The organism is Megasphaera coli, assembly GCF_900095855.1.
Taxonomy (GTDB): Bacteria; Bacillota; Negativicutes; order Veillonellales; family Megasphaeraceae; genus Megasphaera; species Megasphaera massiliensis_A.
In genome coordinates, this window is sequence record NZ_FMIY01000002.1 from 1,258,990 (window position 1) to 1,279,109 (window position 20,120).

Annotated in this window: 20 protein-coding genes; 4 read left to right on the forward strand and 16 right to left on the reverse strand. The window is 49.1% G+C overall.

From position 1 onward, the window contains the following. Positions 1 to 44: 44 nt before the first annotated feature. The 6 genes from BQ2674_RS06640 to BQ2674_RS06665 all read right to left on the reverse strand — a co-directional run bounded on the left by BQ2674_RS06640 (position 45) and on the right by BQ2674_RS06665 (position 5,008). Positions 45 to 659 (reverse strand): class I SAM-dependent methyltransferase, encoded by a 615-nt coding sequence (locus BQ2674_RS06640; RefSeq protein WP_075573015.1) that lies wholly within the window; start codon positions 657 to 659, stop codon positions 45 to 47. 141 nt (positions 660 to 800) lie between these two features. Beyond that, the gene (locus BQ2674_RS06645; protein ID WP_075573016.1) at positions 801 to 1,373 is read right to left on the reverse strand and encodes a chromate transporter; all 573 of its coding nucleotides are present in this window, start codon (positions 1,371 to 1,373) and stop codon (positions 801 to 803) included. Positions 1,374 to 1,387: 14 nt separating this feature from the next. Continuing rightward, positions 1,388 to 1,969 carry a chromate transporter gene (locus BQ2674_RS06650; RefSeq protein ID WP_075573017.1) on the reverse strand — a complete coding sequence of 194 codons (582 nt, stop codon included), beginning with the start codon at positions 1,967 to 1,969 and terminating at the stop codon, positions 1,388 to 1,390. A gap of 125 nt (positions 1,970 to 2,094) precedes the next feature. Further along, positions 2,095 to 2,847 carry an ABC transporter ATP-binding protein gene (locus BQ2674_RS06655; protein ID WP_205407617.1) on the reverse strand — a complete coding sequence of 251 codons (753 nt, stop codon included), beginning with the start codon at positions 2,845 to 2,847 and terminating at the stop codon, positions 2,095 to 2,097. An 8-nt stretch (positions 2,848 to 2,855) separates the two neighbouring features. Beyond that, positions 2,856 to 3,881 carry a FecCD family ABC transporter permease gene (locus BQ2674_RS06660; protein WP_075573019.1) on the reverse strand — a complete coding sequence of 342 codons (1,026 nt, stop codon included), beginning with the start codon at positions 3,879 to 3,881 and terminating at the stop codon, positions 2,856 to 2,858. Further along, positions 3,881 to 5,008, reverse strand: coding sequence for an ABC transporter substrate-binding protein (locus BQ2674_RS06665; protein ID WP_075573020.1), 1,128 nt, complete (start codon positions 5,006 to 5,008; stop codon positions 3,881 to 3,883). Before BQ2674_RS06665 ends, BQ2674_RS06660 begins: the two co-directional genes overlap by 1 nt. Positions 5,009 to 5,225: 217 nt before the next feature. Here BQ2674_RS06665 and BQ2674_RS06670 point away from each other — a divergent pair, with 217 nt between their 5' ends. From BQ2674_RS06670 to BQ2674_RS06680, 3 genes are all read left to right on the forward strand, one after another. Beyond that, the gene (locus BQ2674_RS06670) at positions 5,226 to 5,474 is read left to right on the forward strand and encodes a 4Fe-4S binding protein (protein WP_075573021.1); all 249 of its coding nucleotides are present in this window, start codon (positions 5,226 to 5,228) and stop codon (positions 5,472 to 5,474) included. A 29-nt stretch (positions 5,475 to 5,503) separates the two neighbouring features. Beyond that, on the forward strand, positions 5,504 to 6,091 hold the full coding sequence (locus BQ2674_RS06675; RefSeq protein ID WP_075573022.1) for a DNA glycosylase: 588 nt from the start codon (positions 5,504 to 5,506) through the stop codon (positions 6,089 to 6,091). A 99-nt stretch (positions 6,092 to 6,190) separates the two neighbouring features. After that, positions 6,191 to 7,456, forward strand: coding sequence for a M20 metallopeptidase family protein (locus BQ2674_RS06680; RefSeq protein WP_075573023.1), 1,266 nt, complete (start codon positions 6,191 to 6,193; stop codon positions 7,454 to 7,456). A gap of 77 nt (positions 7,457 to 7,533) precedes the next feature. Here BQ2674_RS06680 and BQ2674_RS06685 read toward each other — a convergent pair whose 3' ends face one another. The 7 genes from BQ2674_RS06685 to BQ2674_RS06715 all read right to left on the reverse strand — a co-directional run bounded on the left by BQ2674_RS06685 (position 7,534) and on the right by BQ2674_RS06715 (position 15,386). After that, on the reverse strand, positions 7,534 to 8,625 hold the full coding sequence (locus BQ2674_RS06685) for a uroporphyrinogen decarboxylase family protein (protein ID WP_075573024.1): 1,092 nt from the start codon (positions 8,623 to 8,625) through the stop codon (positions 7,534 to 7,536). Between the two features lie 238 nt (positions 8,626 to 8,863). After that, complete coding sequence (locus BQ2674_RS06690; RefSeq protein ID WP_075573025.1) at positions 8,864 to 10,045, reverse strand: mandelate racemase/muconate lactonizing enzyme family protein; 1,182 nt, start codon at positions 10,043 to 10,045, stop codon at positions 8,864 to 8,866. Positions 10,046 to 10,149: 104 nt separating this feature from the next. Continuing rightward, a complete protein-coding gene (locus BQ2674_RS06695; RefSeq protein ID WP_075573026.1) occupies positions 10,150 to 11,727 on the reverse strand; it encodes an ASKHA domain-containing protein in 1,578 nt (525 codons plus the stop codon). Between the two features lie 3 nt (positions 11,728 to 11,730). Further along, a complete protein-coding gene (locus tag BQ2674_RS06700; protein WP_075573027.1) occupies positions 11,731 to 12,381 on the reverse strand; it encodes a corrinoid protein in 651 nt (216 codons plus the stop codon). A 3-nt stretch (positions 12,382 to 12,384) separates the two neighbouring features. Next, complete coding sequence (locus BQ2674_RS06705; protein ID WP_075573028.1) at positions 12,385 to 13,272, reverse strand: uroporphyrinogen decarboxylase family protein; 888 nt, start codon at positions 13,270 to 13,272, stop codon at positions 12,385 to 12,387. 11 nt (positions 13,273 to 13,283) lie between these two features. Next, positions 13,284 to 14,435, reverse strand: coding sequence for a double-cubane-cluster-containing anaerobic reductase (locus tag BQ2674_RS06710; RefSeq protein ID WP_075573029.1), 1,152 nt, complete (start codon positions 14,433 to 14,435; stop codon positions 13,284 to 13,286). Between the two features lie 171 nt (positions 14,436 to 14,606). Next, complete coding sequence (locus BQ2674_RS06715; protein ID WP_075573030.1) at positions 14,607 to 15,386, reverse strand: acyl-CoA dehydratase activase; 780 nt, start codon at positions 15,384 to 15,386, stop codon at positions 14,607 to 14,609. A 185-nt stretch (positions 15,387 to 15,571) separates the two neighbouring features. On the opposite strand from BQ2674_RS06715, the gene BQ2674_RS06720 reads away from it, so the two are divergent. Further along, positions 15,572 to 16,480, forward strand: a complete 909-nt coding sequence (locus tag BQ2674_RS06720; protein WP_075573031.1) for a selenium metabolism-associated LysR family transcriptional regulator — start codon at positions 15,572 to 15,574, stop codon at positions 16,478 to 16,480. A gap of 28 nt (positions 16,481 to 16,508) precedes the next feature. Here the strand turns inward: BQ2674_RS06720 and BQ2674_RS06725 are convergent, their stop codons facing one another. The 3 genes from BQ2674_RS06725 to BQ2674_RS06735 form a co-directional block, all read right to left on the reverse strand. Further along, on the reverse strand, positions 16,509 to 17,066 hold the full coding sequence (locus BQ2674_RS06725) for a DUF3862 domain-containing protein (protein WP_075573032.1): 558 nt from the start codon (positions 17,064 to 17,066) through the stop codon (positions 16,509 to 16,511). A 98-nt stretch (positions 17,067 to 17,164) separates the two neighbouring features. Beyond that, entirely contained in the window at positions 17,165 to 18,643 is a 1,479-nt protein-coding gene (locus BQ2674_RS06730; RefSeq protein ID WP_075573033.1) for an APC family permease, read from the reverse strand. Positions 18,644 to 18,881: 238 nt separating this feature from the next. Beyond that, positions 18,882 to 20,105 carry an FprA family A-type flavoprotein gene (locus BQ2674_RS06735; protein WP_075573034.1) on the reverse strand — a complete coding sequence of 408 codons (1,224 nt, stop codon included), beginning with the start codon at positions 20,103 to 20,105 and terminating at the stop codon, positions 18,882 to 18,884. Positions 20,106 to 20,120 lie beyond the last annotated feature (15 nt).

The following is a 20,120-nucleotide window of genomic DNA, read 5'->3' on the forward strand; positions in this document are numbered from 1 at the left end:
ATACTGCAGTTTGTCCATTGTCGGGGAAGTGCGTATGATACGTATTACTTACGGGCAATTATACAAAGACGCCCTCTTTTTATTATTTCTGCCGGTTCCATACGGATGGACAAAAAACCGCAGTCCCGTAAATAGCCCCGAAGCTCCTGCGGAGAATAAACGGTCATCCCCTCAATTCGCGAAGACCATGTCTTATCAGACGGGTCACCTGCCTCAAGGCCGATCACCAGTCTGCCGCCTTCCTTCAGAACTCGATATATTTCAGCAAAACCTTTACGCACATCCTGCCAAAAATACACAGATTCAAATGTAGTTACCAGTTCAAAGGACGCATCATTATAAGGCAGCGATTCTGCACAGCCCTGCTCGATACGGCAGCGTTTTCCCAAGTACTGCCGGTTCTCTTTCCTGCTGTAAGCCACAGCTTCCGCCGATACATCGACAGCGTCGACAAGCAGCGTCGGATGCCGGTCCAACAATTTTCTGATCATCTTCCCGCCGCCGCAGCCTACATCAAGCAGACGAAAATTTTTACCGATCCGCACTTTAGCCAAGCACCAATTCCACAAAGGCCGATGCCCGATATTCATGGCGCGAATAATAAATCGTCCCCACGTCCCCTCAGGGCAGCCGAACTGATTCAACAACCGCCATTTCATGGTTATTCCCACCTTTACATATAATCGGACCGCTGCAGTTTTTATATAGTTTACTATATAAGTATACTATATATGTTTGTCGACAACCAGTCAAAAAGAGAAATTCTCTGAACGGAATAGATAAGAAATTTCAAAATAACACTAAATATCCAACAGTCCCAACAACCCCAAGACAAGTCCCAAAATACCGGAACCGACAAGAATTTGAATGACACCCGTTTTGCGGCGTACTGCCAAAATGGCGACAGCGAGAATAATGATGCCGCCGATGCTGAAATCGCTCCATATGAGAGGAGCATCTTCCGTATTCCACACGGAAAGGAGAACGAAGCTGATAGAAGCGGCACAGATAAGAGCAACAACGGCGGGACGCAGGCCATTCAAAACGCCTCTGATCGGACCTATATCTCCGTACTTCAAAAATATCTTTGCCAAGATGACACCTATTATCAAGGACGGGACGACAAATCCTGCTGTAGCAGAAATTCCGCCAAACAGCCCGGCCGTTTTCATACCGGCAAAAGTGGCGGCATTGATACCGATAGGCCCGGGGGTCATTTGCGAAATCGTGAAAACGTCAATAAATTCACTCATTGTCAACCAATGATATGTGTCGACGACGCCGGCCTGAATAAGAGGCATCGATGCATAGCCGCCGCCGACACAGAAAATACTTACTTTACAAAATTCCCAAAAAAGCTGCCCATAGATCATATCCGATACCTCCTCTAGTTATACTTGGTTGAACGCATGAACAAGAGCCCGATCAGTCCGTCGATCAAAATCAAATACATGATATTTACGCTAAAGACCGTATTGGCAATAAAAGTACAGACAATAATGAGGAGCGGGAGGGCAAGCTTTCTTCGGCATTGACGGAGAAAAAGATCAATGCCGACATTAACGATGAGGGCGGTTGCTCCGCACTGCATACCGCGCAAAATAAGCTTGATAATATGATTTTGAATAAAAAATTCATAAAAAACGGAAATAATGGATAATGTTATGAGAGGAGGCAGCACAGTCGCAGTCATAGCCGTAACGGCTCCCGGAAACCCCGCCATGCGATACCCCAATATGATAGCCGAATTAACGGCCACAACGCCGGGCATGGATTGCGCGACGGCAACGAGGTCAAGCGTTTCCTTATCGGAGAGCCACCCATATTCATCTACATATTTTCCCTTTAGAAGAGGAATAATGACAAAGCCTCCGCCGACCGTAACGGCACTGATAACAAAGGTCGATTTAAAAAGGGTCCAATAAAAATGAGCGGTACGCTCTTCTCCCGGTAATTTGATATTCGCCAATTCCCTCGCCTCCCAAACAAGCAGTATGCCCTATTATAGCACTCGCGCCAACCCAATTTGCACAGCTCTTTTTCCATATTATTTCTACTTATCCGAATTAGCACGAACACATTTGTCCTATATCCCTAAATATCTCCGGCGACGCTGACGCTCCGTTTGCCGATGTCACCGATATGAACGGGCAAACCGTATAATTCCGTCATTGACGCTTCATCAATGATCTCCTTTGCAAGGCCCCGCTTCCAAAGCTTCGTATCTTTAAGAATAAGTGTTTCCGATGCTAAATATAAGGCCTGATCCGGAAAATGAGTCGTCATAAAGATGCCGATGCCTTCCGACTGCAGACGCAAAACGAGATCAAGAAACCGCTGCGCATTGCCGAAGTCGAGATGGGCCGTCGGCTCGTCAAGAATAAGAAATTCAGGCTCCTGCGTCAAGGCGGCCGCCAACATGACCAGCTGGCGCTCGCCGCCGGATATTTCCGTATATGCCTTGGGCGCCAACGGAGCCACACCGAGGAAATCTAAATTTTTCAGTGCCATTTCCTGCTCCGTTTTCCCGGGTACGCCGAAATAACGCATATGCGAAATGCGCCCCATCATGACGACATCAAGAACGCGATACGGGAATATGGGGACATGGCTCTGCGGAATATACGCAATTTTCCGTGCCAATTCATAGTAACTGTAATCCCTGCGACTGCGGCCGTCAATGCGTACATTCCCGGTTCCCTTATTTTCCCCGATAATACATTTTAAAAGCGTACTCTTGCCGGTACCGTTTTTTCCGAGGAGTGTAACTATACGGTTTCCTTCAAAAGAAAAAGAAATATTATCCAGCACTTTCCTGTCGTCATAGCCGAACGAAAGTTGTTCCACATCGAGCTTCATCCCCAGCTCACCTTCTTCCGCAAAATGAAGTAAATGAACAGGGGAATACTGATGATACCCGTAATAACACCGATAGGGATTTCAAGAGATGTCAAAGTTCGGCACAGGTCATCGATAACAAGAAGATAACAAATACCGATTGAAGCGGCTACGGGCATAAAGCGACGGAAGTCGGGGCCTGCCAACATCCGCGCAAAATGAGGAATGACAATACCTACCCAGCCGATAATGCCGGCAATGCTGACAATAAGAGCCGTCAAAAAAGTAGCTGCAATGATGACAATAGTTCGATCCTGCGAAACATTTATCCCCATTGACCGAGCTTCCACCGTTCCCATACTCAAAATATTAATGCGCCATCTATATAAGAATAAAACGGTTAAGGCAACCAGAAAAGGGGGCAAGACCGGCAGTAAGCTTGCATATCCGACACTTGCAAGAGAGCCCATAAGCCAATAGACGATTTGCGGCAGCTTTTCTTCCGAATCGGCCGTAAACTTCAGCAGCGCCACGAGAGAGGCAAAAAAAGCGCTTACGAGCATTCCCGACAGAATAATGGTTACATTCGTATGCACCCGTTTACCGGCAAGGAGAAAGGCCAGCCCCATAGATAAAATCCCGAAAAAAAGCGCGGCACCTTGGATCATACCGAAGGGCAGGGATAAAACAATCGCCAATGCCGCACCGAACCCGGCACCGTTGGATACGCCGAGCGTATAAGGACTGGCCAAAGGATTGCCGAAAAGAGCCTGAAATACCCCGCCTGCAACAGCCAATCCGCACCCGGCCAAAACGGCGCCGAACACGCGCGGCAAGCGAACATCCAAAATCATAGACCGTTCAATGGGTGCAATATTCGCCGAGCCGTCGCCCGTCACTGTATTCACCAAAATTTGAGCCACATGATCGGGAGCAATATAAAAAGCCCCGATACCCAGGGAAAAGAGAATAACGAGAAGAGGGAGGGCGACCAAAAGGCCGGCCTCCCTCTTCCGCAATCCCATAGTATAGGTCTGTTTCATTATCGTCTCATTCCTTCTCCGACGGTACCCGTAAAATCGACACCGTAGAAGGTTTTATAAAATTCTTTGGCCCGTTGCAGAACCGCATCCGCACTGACCTTGTCGGGGTAGAAAATATGTGCCATCCATAATTCGCCGAGGGCAAAAGAGTCGGCATCGGGATTGCCCCACGGTTTAGTCCAGTACGGTGCTTCAATGACGTTACCGTTTTGAACGGCCCGCAACTGCGCATATGCCGGATCTTCCGTAAACATTCGGTACACGTCGTGATGACGATCCTGCGTAATGATCACATCGGGATCCCATTTAGCTATCTGTTCAGGCGTAAACGCACCGTTGCCTTGAATATCGGCTGCCGCCGCATTGATTCCGCCGGCACGCTGGAGCATACAGCCCACGTACTTGTCGTTACCGTACATGGAATCTTTTCGTTCCACAGCAATAGCACGAACCCGTTGGGCGTCATCCATATTACCGACCGCGTCTTCCACCATAGTACGGCTTTCTTCGCAGAAAGCCTGCAGTTTCTTCGCCTGTTCATCACGGCCGGTCAGCTTGCCGAGAATAGAGATTGCCTGATAAAGTCCGTCCGTATAGGCTTTATCCGCATTGGCAAGACGCGGATTCTGCGCTTCTTTCTGTTTCCCTTCACCGCGAAGAGAAATAACGGCGACGGGAATACCCATTTCGCGGAGTTTTTTCGCCGTCGCCTGGTCGGATTGAGACGCAACGATGACGATATCCGGATGAAGCTTGGCTATTTCTTCAACGTTCGGCTGTTTAAGCGTACCCGGCGTCGGCAAATCTTTAATGGCCGGCCAAATATCGGCAATATAACTGCCTAAATCATTCTTCCAAGTCGATTCGACACCGACGATTTTATCCTGGCCGCCGAGCTGACAAATGATATCCAATGAATGGTGCTGCAAAACAACCATGCGATCTACCGGTGTTTTAACAGTTACTTCATTGCCTGCCTGATCGACAAAATTCCAAGTTTCTTTCTGTTGCTGCACGGCACTCGTCGTTTGCTCCTGCCGTTCCGCGCCGCAGCCTGTCAAAAAAGTGACGGTCATAACGACACAAGTCAGCAGAGCAATACACCTTTTTCCGAACAACTTGTTCATAACGTCCTCCTGTCCGCTTTGATATCATCAAGATTAAAGACCAATAAAAATTTCATTTGCATTATACTACAAAAGAACAGGTTATTAAAGATTAATGATTTACAGTAATTTCCGTTGGAATTATCACGTTTTTTATTAGCTTTTTGTAGTATTATATAAGCACCACCGGTTGATAATACTCTATACCGCCTCGGGCGGTCCGAAAGGAGGCGTACCTATGTGGGAAGTCATTCCGGATTATTATAAGGATGAGACGCGCTGCGTCAGCTGCGGTTGCTGCGCCGCCTTATGTCCCGTCGGCGCTCTGGAAATGAAAGCCGATGAAACGGGCCGCGTGATGCCGGTCTTTGACAAGTATAAATGTATCCGCTGTAATCGCTGCGTAGATGCTTGTCGCATTTACGAAAGCTACTCGCCTCACCCCTTCAATCATGCCGTTTCTCCTCTTGAAACGGCAATGAAATAGATCCGTACACACGCCAAGGAGATTGTCATATGTCCGAAACGATTGAACTGCGCCCTTTTCCGCCTTTTTTGCCGCCACAGGCAACAGTGCTTATGATGGGCAGTTTTCCGCCGGCTGCGGAAAAAAGGGCCATGGACTTTCACTATCCGAATTTTCAAAACGATATGTGGCGCGTATACGGCCTTGTATTCTTCGGTGACAAAGATCATTTCCGCAAAGGAGCGGAACACGCCTTTGACGCAGACAAAATCAAAGCATTTTTAACAAAAAAAGGGATTGCGTCCTGCCCGTCCGTCGTCAGAGCCGTTCGCGAAAAAGGAAATGCGTCCGATAAATTCCTGAAGGTCGTCGAAAGGGTAGATTTGACGGCACTCTTAGGGCAAATTCCGTTCTGCCGCCATATTTGCACGACCGGCGGTAAAGCGACGGAAATCATCCTGTCCCTCATAGAAAATGCGCCGAAGGCTCCGAAGACAAATGAAGTCGTAACGTTTACGTGTGCAGGCAGGCAGATTTCCCTGACTCGACTCCCGTCCACATCCCGTGCCTACCCGCTCGGCTTAGAACGCAAGGCGGCGGCATATAAGAACTTTTTCGTATCTGTCGGCTTACTGTAAGTTTAGATACATCAATTGCGAATACAACGAAATTAGTATATGATAACAAACAAAAAGCGACGATGAATTCGTCGCTTTTTTCACACGGAGGTGTATACTATGTTGGCTGTAAAGGAATTGGCACTTCAGGAAAAGGAAACGATTATCGCCTTGCGCCGTCATTTCCATGAATATCCCGAATTATCTCAACAGGAATTTGCCACGATGGACTATATTGAAGAACAACTTCACGCATGGAATATTCCGACTGTTCGCGTGCCCAAAGGCGGCGTTGTCGCCACTGTCGACAGCGGCAAGCCGGGTTGGACGGTTCTAGTCCGCGCCGACATCGACGCCTTGGCAATTGACGAAAAGGAAACCAACTTGACGACAAAGAAGGTCGTCCTCTCCAAAGCAAAGGGCGTCATGCACGCCTGCGGTCATGACGGCCACATGGCCATGGCCCTGACGGAAGCGAAGATTCTCGCCGCCCGTAAAAATGCCTGGGACGGCAAGGTCATCTTCATTTTTGAAGAAGCGGAAGAATTCGGCGAACGAGGCGTTTCGCCGCTGCTTCAATATTTGCACGATGAAAAAATTCATATTGACATGTGCTACGGCACACATGTCATGTGGCGACTGCCTGCAGGCAAGGTCGGCATCGTCTACGGCACGGCCATGGCGGGCGCTTTCTTTTTTAACGTCACCATTCACGGCTGCGGCGGCCACGGTTCCCGTCCGGACATGGCATCAAGCCCGATTGAAGCCTTTGTTTCCATAGCCAATGAAGTTCGTGCCTTTCGCATGCGTGCCGTTGCCCCCGAAGAAAGCCTTACGTACTCCTTCGGCAGCGTAAACGCCGGTTCGAAACCGAACATCATTCCGTCGGAACTTTCCTTCTCCGGAACCATGCGCTGCACGCGCAACGAAGACGGCCTGGCGTTCCGTACCTTCATGAAGACCACGCTCCCCCGTATTGCCGAAGAATACGGCTGCACTGTCGAATTTACGGAGGATCAATATATGCCGGCCGCGGTCAATACGAAAGAATGTGTTGATCTCGCCCGCCGAGCCGTCGTCACAGCCCTCGGAAAAGATGTGCTCGATGAAGATTGCCCCATGTGGATGGCTTCGGAAACGTTCGCTCTCATTGAAAGCACCTACCCCGGTGTCCTCGTTTTCACGGGCATTCAGGACGAACATGTCGGCAGCGGCGCGCCCCATCACACACCGGAATTCGATCTGGCCGAAGACGGTCTTGTCTCCGGCGTAGGCACTGCTCTCGCTTATATTTTGACGGTACTTGAAGAAAAACCGGCCACGCCGTCTTTCAAGGCTGCCGACTTAAAGACCATGATCGACATGCTCGACCCGACAAAATCATAGTTCGTCCTTATTTTTCCATATAAAAAGGCAGTCTCCTTTGCAGAGACCGCCTTTTTTGATGCACGCTCAATTTTGCTTTATTCCGCTTGTTTCAATCCTTTCGGATACATACCTTTTCTGGCACCTTTGCCGTAAACGGCGGCGGCATTCATGACAGCGACGAGGTTTTCCTTCGACGTGCCTACCGGCGTCGTACAGCCCGGGCTGATTACAAAGCCGCGAGGATTGTCGCCGGCATCGCGGAGGCAGCGGACAACTTCATTTTTCATATCTTCCGGCGTACCGTTGCGCAACAAGTCGACAGGGTCGATATTGCCGATAATGCCGATTTTGTCACCGTATCGGTCTTTCAAATCCTTCATGCTTTCAATGTTGTCGACGGAAAAAGCGGAAATACCGAAGTCGACGATTTCTTCCCACCGGTCATGAGTCGTGCCGCAAATATGAATGCCCGGCTTGGAACCGTAAATCTTTTCCAGTCGTTCACAAGTCTGCTTCATGAAAGGAACTGCATATTTTTTAAACATGCGCGGCGAAAGAAGATTGCGTGCAATAATCGGCTCCGCCAGGGATGCTTTAATGCCCGCATGCTTGTACAAGCCTTCCGCACAGGCAACGACGTTGTCCGTTGCGTACTGCAGGAGCTTGTTGACTTCATCGGGCTTTTTCACCATATCCTTCAAGAATTTTTCCGTACCGATGAGGAAGGCCGCCACGGTAAAGGGCGCACCCATACCGGTACCGATGATATGTGTCTTGCCGTATTTTTCCTGCAAGCGGTTAAAGGCTTCCAGCATAATGGGGAAACGGCCGTCCTTAGTAACGTCCATAATCTTTCTGCCGTCCAGCTCGGCATAATCCGTAATGGCCATGCCTTCTACATGAGAAACATTGTTTTCCGGCGTCACAACAGGCACGCCCAAGGCTTCCGCCACGCCGCGCAAACCGACGCCCATACCCATGTTATCGGCACCGAAATCCTCGGCAATATGCGATTCCACCTCGACCATAAGATCGGCGGAAAAGTAGTAATCCCTGTTCTGAATGCCGTAACGTAAAGGACTCGTTTCCGCCGCCGTCAGGACCGTCGGTATACGGTCCACTTCTTCGCCTGCCGCATACGCGGTCAGTCGTTCTCGCGGCGTCATTTCGGTCTTAATCAATTCCATGTCCGTCACTCCTTAGTTATATAGAATAGTAAATTCCCTTTATGCAGTTGAAAAAACATACATGTTCACCGTCCCAATATAAACCGCTTTGCACATATATGCACCCGTTCAATTATACCATCCGCAATTAACAGCCTGCCAATAAAATAATCTTCGCAATAAGGCTGTATTTATTTTCATTCAAAATAAATACAGGGCATACCGTCTCCATAAAAGATATTCCTTGTACAACGTATAATTACTTCACTGTCGTCAATTCGCAATGTTTGAACGCATAGTCGCTCCATTCATTACCGATACCCGGAACTTCGGGTATCGTAAAATATCCATTTTCCGGTTGATAGTCATGCACGCATAATTGCCGGTTGTACTCGTGCAGATAATATACATGGTGCTCATGAATCGTGAAATTCGGCAATACCGCCTCCAGGTGGAGTGCCGCCGGTACCAGCAAGGGACTGCAACATACATGGATTTGCACCCCTATGTCATAGGCATGTGCCATGTCGCAAACTTTCTTCGTTTCCGTAATGCCGCCGCAGGTTCCCAGGTCGGGCTGAATCATTTGAATAGAGCCGTCTTTAAAATACTGCTTATACTGCCAGCGCGTGTAAATGCGTTCGCCTTGAGAAATGGGAATACGCACATGATCATGAACGAATTTATTTACGTCCGGCGACGGCGTGCACGGTTCTTCAAACATAAAGATATTGTATTTTTCCATTATCCGCGCCAGTTGCACCGCCCCTTGCGCATCAATATTGGAATGGTTCTCCATGATAAGATCCGTATCGTGCCCGATAGCATCACGCACGGCGGCAACACGTTCTTCTATCATGTTCGCATACTTTGCCGGCAATAACCGCGTCGTCATTTCATGGCCGAGACGATTACCGTCTTTGTCGAAGTTGAAAAAGTCCACCTTAACGGCCGTATACCCTTCGGCAACGGCTTTTTTCGCCGCGTCAGCGTATTCCTGCGCCGATTTCAGCCCCAATCGAACAGGTCCCCAGCCGAACTGCAACTGACTTGCGTAGGCACGTAATGTATTGCGCATCTTGCCGCCGAGCAGTTTATAGAGCGGCACGTTAAAATACTTGGCCTTTATATCCCACAAAGCGATGTCAATGGCCGAAATGGCGCCGAATATAACGGGGCCGCCGTTTTGTGCCCAAAAGGTGGATTTATACAAATCTTCCCAAATGACTTCCGTATCCAGCGGATCTTTGCCGATAACTTTTTCGGAAAAATCCAAAAGCGCGCCGTACGCACCGTGTGAAGCAGCGCCATATGCCAATGCCGTTTCACCGTCGCCGTAAAGTCCCTCGTCCGTATATACACGAATACCTACCGGCGTCCAAGGTTTATTGTCTTCCGCATGGGGATTAATCAACATGACATCAACCTTTGTTATTTTCATTGGTCTCCTCCCGTCTTATGAAATGAGCAGGACCGATGCGGCCTGCACCGTATGCTATCCTTACTTATCAAGCGTCACATAACTGCCTTGGAACAGTTTGGCAATTAAAACAACAGGCACTTGGCAAAAAGCCGTTCGTAGCCTTCACTGTTGCTGAGCTCAATATAATTTATGTACGCAGCCAGATGTTCCACGTCCTGCTTTGCCCGTTCCGATAACAACGTTGCCATGGCACCGGTTTTTGCGGAGTTACCGGCATACACCAGTTTTTCCGGTGCAACCGGCGGCAATAAGCCGATTTCCAGCAGAGACTCGGCAGGCAAATGGGCACCGAATTGCCCTGCAATCAATATGCGGTTCAAGTCCTCCGCGCAAAGGCCGGCTTGCTTCATGAGCACTTCAATGCCGGAACGAATGGCGCCTTTCGCCAGTTGTACCTGCCGAATATCTCCTTGCGTGACGACAAGCTCTTTGCCGTCTTTTCCTTCACCGAGCACGACTTCCCGTTTGGTTCCGCAGTACCGAAGTATGGTACGCCTGTAATCGCCTGCCGCAAAGTCTTCGGGCTTGGCAAAAACTCCCCGCTTTGTGACCATACCCGTACGCACGAGCTCACGAACTACGGCGAGAATGCCGCTGCCGCACAAACCGGCAGGCTTTCCGCCGCCGATGACGGCCGCAGAAATCCCTTTTTTATCAATATGCACATCCTCTACGGCGCCTGCGGCCGCGCGCATACCGGATGTAATATTCATTCCTTCCAGTGCCGGCCCGGCCGCACAGGAGCAGGAGTACATGCGGTGCTTTGTTGCCAAGACAAGTTCTCCGTTTGTGCCGATATCGATAAAAAGGACGTTGTCCGCCGCATTTTTTAAATCGCAAATATGTACGCCCGCCACAATATCGGCACCGATATAGGCCGAAACGGACGGCAATAAATACACAAGAGCATCATCTTTACAATGAAGCCCCAAGTCACAAGCTTTATATCGCCGCGCTTCCACAAAAACAGGCTTGTACGGAGCCTTGCCGATGGGCCGCGCGTCCACGGCGGCGAGCATATGGAGCATCGTACAGTTGGCAGCTATGTCAATTTCGATAATGTCCGGCGCCGAAATACCGGCCTGCCTGCAAACATCGGCCATAAGCTCATTCAGGCCACCTATAATCGCCCTCTGCAGATTGGCAATACCGGCATCGCCACTTTCCGTCTCGTACGTAATGCGCGTCAGCACATCGAGGCCGTAGCGCTTCTGCGGATTGATCATGGCCGCCGTCGCTGCTTCCGCACCGCTTCGTAAATCGGTCAGAGACATGACTACCGTCGTCGTGCCGATATCTACGGCCAAACCGTATCCGTCCCGCCGTATTTCGGGCACAAGCTTCGGCATGAAGCCGTCCGTTGTAAAGACATGCTCCGTTTCTTCTTCTCCCGTCTCTACAACAAGTTCTTCGCCCTGTCCGTAAGTCATGCAGGCCAGGCGTATGCCCTTTTGCAGCTCTTCCTCCGTCAGCAGATGTCGTTCCGGTGCGGTCATCTCGTTTACAGCACCGTCTACGACCCGAATCTTACATTTACCGCACGTCCCCTTGCCGTTGCAACTGTTCGCAAGCGGTACATTTTCGACAAGGAGCCGCTCCATAACGGAACGGCTCCTGTCTCCTTTCACGGTTATTTTCATGCCTTAACCGATTCCCAACAAACGATCCGCCTGTTTGACCGCATCCACGGCGTTGGGCGAAAATGTATCGGCGCCGATTTTATCGGCAAAAACCTGGGTAATCGGCGCGCCGCCTATCATGACCTTCACGTTATCACGTAAGCCCCGTTCTTTCAGCATGTCAATGACCGTACCCATGCCTTCCATGGTGGTCGTCATGAGCGTGGACATGCACAGTACGTCGGCATGTTCCTTTTCCACCGTATCGACAAAATTTTGCAGCGGCACATCTTTACCGAGGTCAATAACCCGATACCCGCCCGTTTCCATCATCGTCTTGACGAGGTTCTTGCCGATATCGTGCGTATCTCCTTCAATAACGCCGATAACGGCCGTCCGCACTTCCGATTCCGCTTTTTGTTCCAAATGAGGCTTCAGCAAATCAAGCCCGGCATACATGGCATCGGCACACAAAAGGATGTCGGACACAAAGTATTCTTCCTCCTCGTACAGTCTGCCGGCCCGGCTCATGCCGTCGACGAGACCTTCCATAATGCCGTCCAGCGCTTCGTAACCGTCGTTAATATATTCTTCACAGGCGGGAATAATATCTTCGTCATCCATTTCAAATACATCGTCCGACATGCGCTGCAATAACTCTGTTTTTTCACTCATCTTTTATTCCCCTTCCTCTTTTAAACGGATTTCATATATCTTATCTGCCGCAACAACGGATTTTGCATTCTTAATACACATCTGCCCCATAAAGCCGACCTTGCCGACGCCGTACAGCCAGCCGTCTTCGTATGTGAGCCCGGGCCTATCGTCAAGACCCAAGGGAACGTATTTGCCGGTTCCCGTACCGTCCAGAGCGTAAGCCGTCTTCGGACAAAGGAGGATCAGTGCCTTGCGGCCGATCATATCGTCAAGGGAACGAAGAAACGGTGCTACCCGTGAAACCGTGTAGTCCTGCAGCACTTTCGGTCCCATGATATTGAGTCCCGCAACGGAATCGGCGTAACTGATAATCTTAACTCCTGCCGCCACTGCCGCTTCTATGTATGTAAACAAGTTTTTTTCTATCTTGCCGAATACCTGTGCCATCAGCTCCGGCTTACGCCGCAGCCCTTTGAACACGTATTTCAGATCGACGAGTCCGTTTAAAAGCGTAATGGGACCACACACTTCCAGAATAACCGTTTCTCCCTCGTCGGCCAGGCGCTTGCAGGCCTTGAGCACTTCCGCCACACGCCCTTGGGCGACATCCATGTCGGGCAGGCTCAGTACATCTTCCAAGGAAGTGCAAACGTATTCACCCGTCCGCGGTCCGGCCTGGACACTGCCGTAATTGACAACGGCTCCTAAGGCCTCCGCTTCGACAACATGATCAAAGGGAAGATACACGACCTGATCGTGCAGGCCTTCTTTTACGGTACGGGCCAATTTCACCATGGAGTCAGCCCGTTGATACACGTCCGGTACGGCAAGGCCGCATTTTTCTAAAAGGCCTGCGACGGAATCCTCCTTTGAACCGTAGGTGCAAGGGTAATCTTTTATTTCTCCCACATTGCCATCTCCTAAAGCATTTCAATGAACGCCGCCAAGCGCGTGTTAAGCTGTCCCACATCCGTCTTGGAATAATCCGTTTCAATATAAATATAAGGAATGCCTTTCGTTTCCGTTACAAAGCGGTGAATCGATTTGGATTCCACGCTGTACGTATGACAAGCCTGGAGTACCATTTCAACAACACCGTCTACGTGATATTCGTCGATCATTGAGCCGAGGAGCTCGAAGCGGTTGTCGTTCGGCGTCATGACGGAGCAGCCGATACCGAGATACCGTTCGGCAACGGCTTTACAAATATCGTCCGTATCTTCGTCGACGAGCCGTTCAATAGCCTTGGCGCCCGAACAATTTTCATAGGAAACGACAACGCCGCCGTTATCTTCAACGGCCTGAATAACCTTTTCCGTCGCGCCGCCCATGGGACAGCCTGTAATCAAGATGCGCGGCCGCTTGTCCAGGCGCTTGCCTGCAGCATATTCGGCTTCGATCTTTTCCGTCAGCCCGTTCAATTCGGCGGCGAGTACCGTACGGTCCAGTTTAAATGTACTGCCGTAAAGAACCTTAAATAAGTCGTGGCCCGAAATAGGTGCCGGATCGTGCTTCATAATGTGATAGAGTCCTTGCAGGGCACGGCGAACGCCGTTTTCCGTGTGAACTGCCCGGCGTATGTCTTGGTCCGTAATGGTAACCCCGAATTTTTCTTCAAGGCGCTCTTTCAGTCGCCGCACGGAATCGGTCCAAAAGGCGAGTCCCCGTTCGCCCTGCGACTGCGGCAGTTCCATGACATACACATCTTTAAACTGTCCCATCAATTCGTACATCTTCTTTTTTCCGTCACACGTCGTTTCACTGATGATGAGATCGGAAAAGTAAAAATAAGGACACTTGTCCGTTTTTGCAAAGCCGTAGCTGGCCTTGATCAGAGGACAGAGGTTTTTCGGTAAATCCCTTTCGGCCACTTCAATCGTTTCGTCCGACATGGAGCAGAGGCTGACAGTCGCCGCCCCCATGGCCATAGGCAATTCCTTCGGGAAGTACGTACAGTACGAGCCGATAACGGGAATGCCCTTGTCTTTTGCTTCTTTCACGGCGAGAAAGGAGTTTTTCCTCTGTTCCGCAAATTCATCAAATACTTGCGGCAATTTTTTTATAAGTTCCATGTCATGTTCCCCCAATTTCAAGCGGCATTGCTCTAAAGAATACGTCATACCGTCAATATGTCGGCTTTTTTAAGTATAACAATAGTAATAATGCCCCATCAAAAAGAGTATTGATTTGCAATAAAAGTGTCTGCATTTATCAATACTCTTTATGAAAACTCCTTATTCAATTTATCTGTTTTCTCCCGCGTCCACAGCAAGAGCCGCCGCTCCGATGGCACCGGCAAAGCGTGCCAAGTGATGAGAGTGTACGAGCCGGCCGAAAGACTCGCTCAAAAGCTCCAGGAAGTACTCGTCATCGCAGAGGCCGCCGGTCAGGAAAATCGGTTTCTCCCCGTCCGTCAGCTTGGCGTATTCTTGGCGCACCTTTTTTACGACCGACTGCAATACACCCCAGGCGATATTCGGCTTTGACGTTCCCCTGCCGATAAGAGAGACGATCTCCGATTCGGCAAAGACCGTACACATAGCACTGATCTGCAGCTTCTCCGTATGTTCGCGCGCAATATTATCCAGCTCCGTCAGAGATACGTTGAGGCGATTGGCCATAATTTCCAAAAACTTGCCCGTCCCGGCGGAGCACTTATCATTCATGTAAAACTCCATGACCTTGCCGTTGCGACAGGCAATAACCTTCGTATCCTGACCGCCGATATCGACGATGTTAAAGACAGTCTCGTCATAAAGCATGGAAGCTCCCTTGGCGTGACACGTAATTTCAGTTACCTTTTTCCGAGCACCTTCGACGGCTTGCCGGCCGTAACCGGTAGAAATACAATACATATCGTCAAAGTTATAGCCCTTACCGGCCAATTTTTTCTTAATATCCTTTAATGCTTCCAAGCTGCTCCAGCCCGTAGGAATAACAAAGGTGTCCAAAATCTCTTTATCGGCGTTCATGAGAGCCGTCTTGCTGCACGTTGAACCGATGTCAATGCCTATATATTCCATGCTGTTTCTCCTTATAATAAATAACCCCTGTTCTTCTCTTCATAACAATTATACATGATGAGTAAAGTATTCGAATTTTGCAAGTTATATCGGTAAGTTTATTATTATTGATATTTGTTCTATTTGTTTTTCTTATGAATGTATGCTATGATGACTTCGTCTCAATTATCAGAAGGAGTATATTCATGGAATTAAAGCAACTCGAATCATTTGTCGCCGTCATCAAGTACGGCAGTTTTACTAAGGCCGCTCACGTCCTCTATATGTCGCAGCCTTCTATCAGTACGCACATACGGGCCTTGGAAAAACGACTCGATACTCCCCTTATTATTCGCACGACCAAGCAGATTCGCATTACCCCGCGCGGCCGGGAACTTTACGACATGGCAACGGCAATGCTGAAATTGCGGGATGACTTATTCAGCAAGTGGCAGCACGAAGATTCTCACGAAATAATCATCAGTGCTTCAACAATTCCGTCTATTTATTTGTTGCCCCAAATATTGCGCGGCTTCCGAAAAATTTATCCGGACATCCCCTTTACAATTACGCAGGATGTAAGCGGCAATGTCATTACCTCTCTTCTCAAAGGTCAGACACAAGTAGGTTTTACGGGCATGAAAATCGACGAAGACTCATTAGAGTTTTTACCTGTCGCCTTCGACAAAATGGTTGTCATTACGCCGAACACCCCTGCCTTTCGGGCATGGCGGTCCCGAGAAAACGCAGCCGTCCAAATTATTTCCAAGTGCCCCCTTATTTTACGCGATAAAGGCAGCGGCAGTAAGTCTCATATTGACACTATTTTCGAAAAACTCCGCCTGACACCGGAAAATCTGCATATTACGGCACGGCTTAACGAACCGGAAGGCATTAAAAATCTCGTCATCAACCAGGTCGGCGTTTCCGTCATTTCTGAAGCGGCCGTAACGGCCGCCGTCAAAGACGGTACGCTCCTCAAATTCGAATTGCCGAAAGAATTGGCCCTGCGCCGACTTTACATGATATATCTCAAACACGGCACGCAGTCCAGTCATGTTAAACAATTTATTCATTATGTCAAATCACTGGCATGGGAAAAGAAGGACCAATAGAAAAGAGCTTCCGGCCGGAAGCTCTTTTCTATTGCAGGCCTGACGGATTAACGGATGTGACCTGACCCTTGCAAAGGCCGACACGAATAAACGAACCGTCGGCGTTGCTCCATTCATATTCTCTATGTATGTGCCCCATGGTTGTGCTTTCGAGCACCAAAGTCCCGTCATAGGCCATGACGTCTTTCACTTCGTCGTAGGTCATACCTACATGGATGGCGCTGAGCGTATCCTTGGATACTACATGCCGCTCTTTGTCGTAACGATGATAGCCCGTAATTTCCTTCCACACGGCTTTGTCATTTTTAAGCTTCACGGCAATTTGTGCGCCTTCCGGCCCATCCCAGTCATACATCACAACTTTTTCATCGTCGTATACTTTTTCTTCTTTTACTGTACCGTCTCTTCCGAAAGCCGTCTTGAGGGCGGCGTAATCCTCATCCATAGCGATGTCCGTAAATTTTTCATAAAAGGCCGTTACTTCCGGCGAAGCTTCCGCCACGGGCGCATCACTGCAGCCGGCGGCAAAAAGAGCAAAACACAAGAGCATAAGAACGGATAATACAGATTTTCCCAATCGCAACATAGCGGTTCTCCTTACATAACAATATAGACTTTAATGTATTTTCCAGTTTATTTTATACTAAACGGATGACATATAAAAGGAAAATATATTACCGCTTCTCAATCTTCTGCCGAAAAAACCGTTCTCGGCTCATCCTGCGGTTCTTCAATGGTTTTAACGAAATATATATGATCGGCAAATTTGTCCTTGTACCGCCACTTACAATAGGCACCGAATGCCGCACCCAGCACACTCCAGCCCAAAACCATGGTCCATTCCTGCAAAACAAGGTCCGATCCCGAACCAGGAATGATGTACATAAGAAGCATAAATCCCGACAGAAGAATGGCCATTATCCCGACAACCCTGTACGGCCCGACCTTATAAGGCCGTTCCATATCCGGTTCTTTCATGCGCAGGACAAGAAATGAAACGGAGACGATAAAATAAGCCAGAACACAACCGAAATTGCCGGCATTGACAACCCAAAGAAGCATCTTTTTACCGAAGAAAACGGCGAGCATCGTTACAATCCCCATGAGTACCAGAGCATTGACAGGCGTCTTATAGACCGGATGCAGCCTGGCAAAGGCCGGCGGAATCATATGGGCGCAGGCCATGGAGTACATAGCGCGGCTGCCGCCTATAAGGAAAGAATTCCAGCTCGTAACGATACCGCAGATGCCACCTACAATGAGAACCTTTGCCATCATGTCGCTGTTAAATGCAATAGCCATCGCATCGGCCGTAACCAGACCGCCGACACTGTTCATGGACGAAAAGATAGCCCTGCTGTCCATTAAATACCCTACGGCCCCGATGACGAAAGAGTAAAAGGCAACGGCAAGGACGATGGAGAGAACGAGAATTCGGCCGATATTTTTCAGCGAGGCCGCTATCTCCTCGGCCGCTTGGGGGATAACGTTGAAACCGATGAAAAAGAACGGCGTCATGACGGCAACGGCAAGTGTATTTTTTACCGTTTCCGCCGGCGTCGAACCGAGAAAAAGATGCCCTTCCAAGTTAGCTGCGCTGCCGGTAAGAGCCGAAGCGACAATGAGAAGAATACCTATGGCACCGATGATTAAGGTGAGAACGGTCTGCAGGACAGCCGCCGTTTTGGTCCCGACTATATTGATATACGTAATAGCCGCAACGAAAACAAGGGCCAGGATCAGCCATGTCGCATAGATATCGAAACCGCCGACGGAATAGAGATAATACTGCAAAAAGTCGGGATATAAATATGCAAAAATCGTCGGCAGCGCACAAGCTTCAAAACAAACAACGCCCGTATAGCCGAAGATAATAGCCCATGTACAAATAAAGGAACCGAGCTTTCCGAAAGCCCTGTAACTGAAGACGTGCTCGCCGCCGCTTTGGGGCATTGCCGTCGTCAATTCCGCGTAAGTAAGGCCGACAAAGAAAATCGTAATGCCGCCGATAACAAAACCGAGCATGGCGCCGACTACCCCTCCCTGCATGATCCAGTCGCCTGTCGAGACAACCCAGGCCCACCCGATCATGGCGCCGAAAGCCAATACCAATATATCCCATAAATTAAGTACTTTATTAAACTCCGAAGTTTTTCGTGCCATAACAAAATACCTCTCATTCATAGTTCATCAAGCCGTACAAATGTATTCATTCGACATTCTAATGCTTGTGGATGTAAGCACGACAGTAAGGCAGCTTGTTCAGTCCGATCGTATTGCTCACATGTATATTTTACCGTATCGGCATGTATTTTGTATACTTTTAATATTTGCTCCAATAATAAAAGGAACAGCTCCCAAAGGCAGAAACCCCTTGAAGCTGTTCCCTTTATTGTATTTCTTATTTTGCCGTTTCCGTCAGGGAATCCACTATGGCCTGTGCCATAGCATTCAGTTCCGTTTCTTTGTCGGCATGAAGTGCAGATGCCATGGTAACGCGTTCATTTAAAACGAGCATATTCTTCAAACTATTATCGACAAATTGCTGTATCAAGTCTCCGGACTTCACGGCCCATGAGCCGTTTTCCATGATGGCGACCGTACGGTTTTGTACATGCAGCGCTTTCATATGTTCAAGGAAATCCAGCATAACCGGATAGATCCCCAAATTATATGTCACCGATGCCAGGACCAGGTGTGAGTATTTGAAGGTCAGCGAAATCAGCTCGGACACGTGCGTCGTCGATACGTCGCAAACGCGGACGTTCGTCATTCCCGTTTCACAGAGGCGGCTTGCCAACTTCTGCGCAGCCCCTTCCGTATTACCGTACATGGATGCATAGACGATGAGAACGCCCTTTTCTTCCGGCTCGTACGTGCTCCAATGCTGGTATTTGTCAAGAAGATAGGCGAAGTCGGAGCGCCAGACCGGGCCGTGCAAGGGACAAATAAACTTGATCTTGTCCAGGACGGCTGCAGCCTTGCCGAGGAGGAATTGGACATGGGGTCCGTATTTGCCGACAATATTTGTATAGTACCGCCGTGCTTCATCAATCCAGTCGCGGTCAAAGTTTACTTCATCCGCAAAAAGTTTTCCGTCCAAGGCGATGAATGAACCGAAAGCATCGGCTGAAAAGAGAGCCCCGTTCGTGAGATCAAGTGTAACCATCGCTTCGGGCCAGTGTACCATCGGCGCGGCGACAAAGGTCACTTTGTGCTTGCCGAAAGATTGCACGTCCCCTTCCTTAACTTCGATGAGTTCCTGTTTGTCGACAGAGAAGCCGAACTGCCGCATGAACATGAAGGATTTTTCCGTACTGATAATCTTTACCTTCGGATAGCGGAGCAAAATTTCTTCAATGCTCGCACCGTGATCGGGTTCCATATGATTGATGACGAGATAATCAAGATCTCTGCCGTTTAATACGTATTCAATATTTTCAAGCAGTTGCCGGCATGCGCCCCAATCGACCGTGTCAAAAAGAACCGTGCTTTTATCGAGCAATAAGTAGGCGTTATATGAAACACCTAAGGGGATGGGATGAATATTTTCAAACAGATGGGTCCGATGATCGTTGGCCCCGACCCAGTAAAGGTCTTCCGTTATGTTACGTACGCAATACATAGGAAAAGCTCCTTT

Coding starts and splice junctions, on each gene's coding strand:
- BQ2674_RS06640 (WP_075573015.1), bottom strand. CDS start 659: ATGAAATGGCGGTTGTTGAATCAGTTCGGCTGCCCTGAGGGGACGTGG.
- BQ2674_RS06645 (WP_075573016.1), bottom strand. CDS start 1,373: ATGATCTATGGGCAGCTTTTTTGGGAATTTTGTAAAGTAAGTATTTTC.
- BQ2674_RS06660 (WP_075573019.1), bottom strand. CDS start 3,881: ATGAAACAGACCTATACTATGGGATTGCGGAAGAGGGAGGCCGGCCTT.
- BQ2674_RS06665 (WP_075573020.1), bottom strand. CDS start 5,008: ATGAACAAGTTGTTCGGAAAAAGGTGTATTGCTCTGCTGACTTGTGTC.
- BQ2674_RS06670 (WP_075573021.1), top strand. CDS start 5,226: ATGTGGGAAGTCATTCCGGATTATTATAAGGATGAGACGCGCTGCGTC.
- BQ2674_RS06675 (WP_075573022.1), top strand. CDS start 5,504: ATGTCCGAAACGATTGAACTGCGCCCTTTTCCGCCTTTTTTGCCGCCA.
- BQ2674_RS06680 (WP_075573023.1), top strand. CDS start 6,191: ATGTTGGCTGTAAAGGAATTGGCACTTCAGGAAAAGGAAACGATTATC.
- BQ2674_RS06685 (WP_075573024.1), bottom strand. CDS start 8,625: ATGGAATTGATTAAGACCGAAATGACGCCGCGAGAACGACTGACCGCG.
- BQ2674_RS06690 (WP_075573025.1), bottom strand. CDS start 10,045: ATGAAAATAACAAAGGTTGATGTCATGTTGATTAATCCCCATGCGGAA.
- BQ2674_RS06695 (WP_075573026.1), bottom strand. CDS start 11,727: ATGAAAATAACCGTGAAAGGAGACAGGAGCCGTTCCGTTATGGAGCGG.
- BQ2674_RS06700 (WP_075573027.1), bottom strand. CDS start 12,381: ATGAGTGAAAAAACAGAGTTATTGCAGCGCATGTCGGACGATGTATTT.
- BQ2674_RS06710 (WP_075573029.1), bottom strand. CDS start 14,435: ATGGAACTTATAAAAAAATTGCCGCAAGTATTTGATGAATTTGCGGAA.
- BQ2674_RS06715 (WP_075573030.1), bottom strand. CDS start 15,386: ATGGAATATATAGGCATTGACATCGGTTCAACGTGCAGCAAGACGGCT.
- BQ2674_RS06720 (WP_075573031.1), top strand. CDS start 15,572: ATGGAATTAAAGCAACTCGAATCATTTGTCGCCGTCATCAAGTACGGC.
- BQ2674_RS06725 (WP_075573032.1), bottom strand. CDS start 17,066: ATGTTGCGATTGGGAAAATCTGTATTATCCGTTCTTATGCTCTTGTGT.
- BQ2674_RS06730 (WP_075573033.1), bottom strand. CDS start 18,643: ATGGCACGAAAAACTTCGGAGTTTAATAAAGTACTTAATTTATGGGAT.
- BQ2674_RS06735 (WP_075573034.1), bottom strand. CDS start 20,105: ATGTATTGCGTACGTAACATAACGGAAGACCTTTACTGGGTCGGGGCC.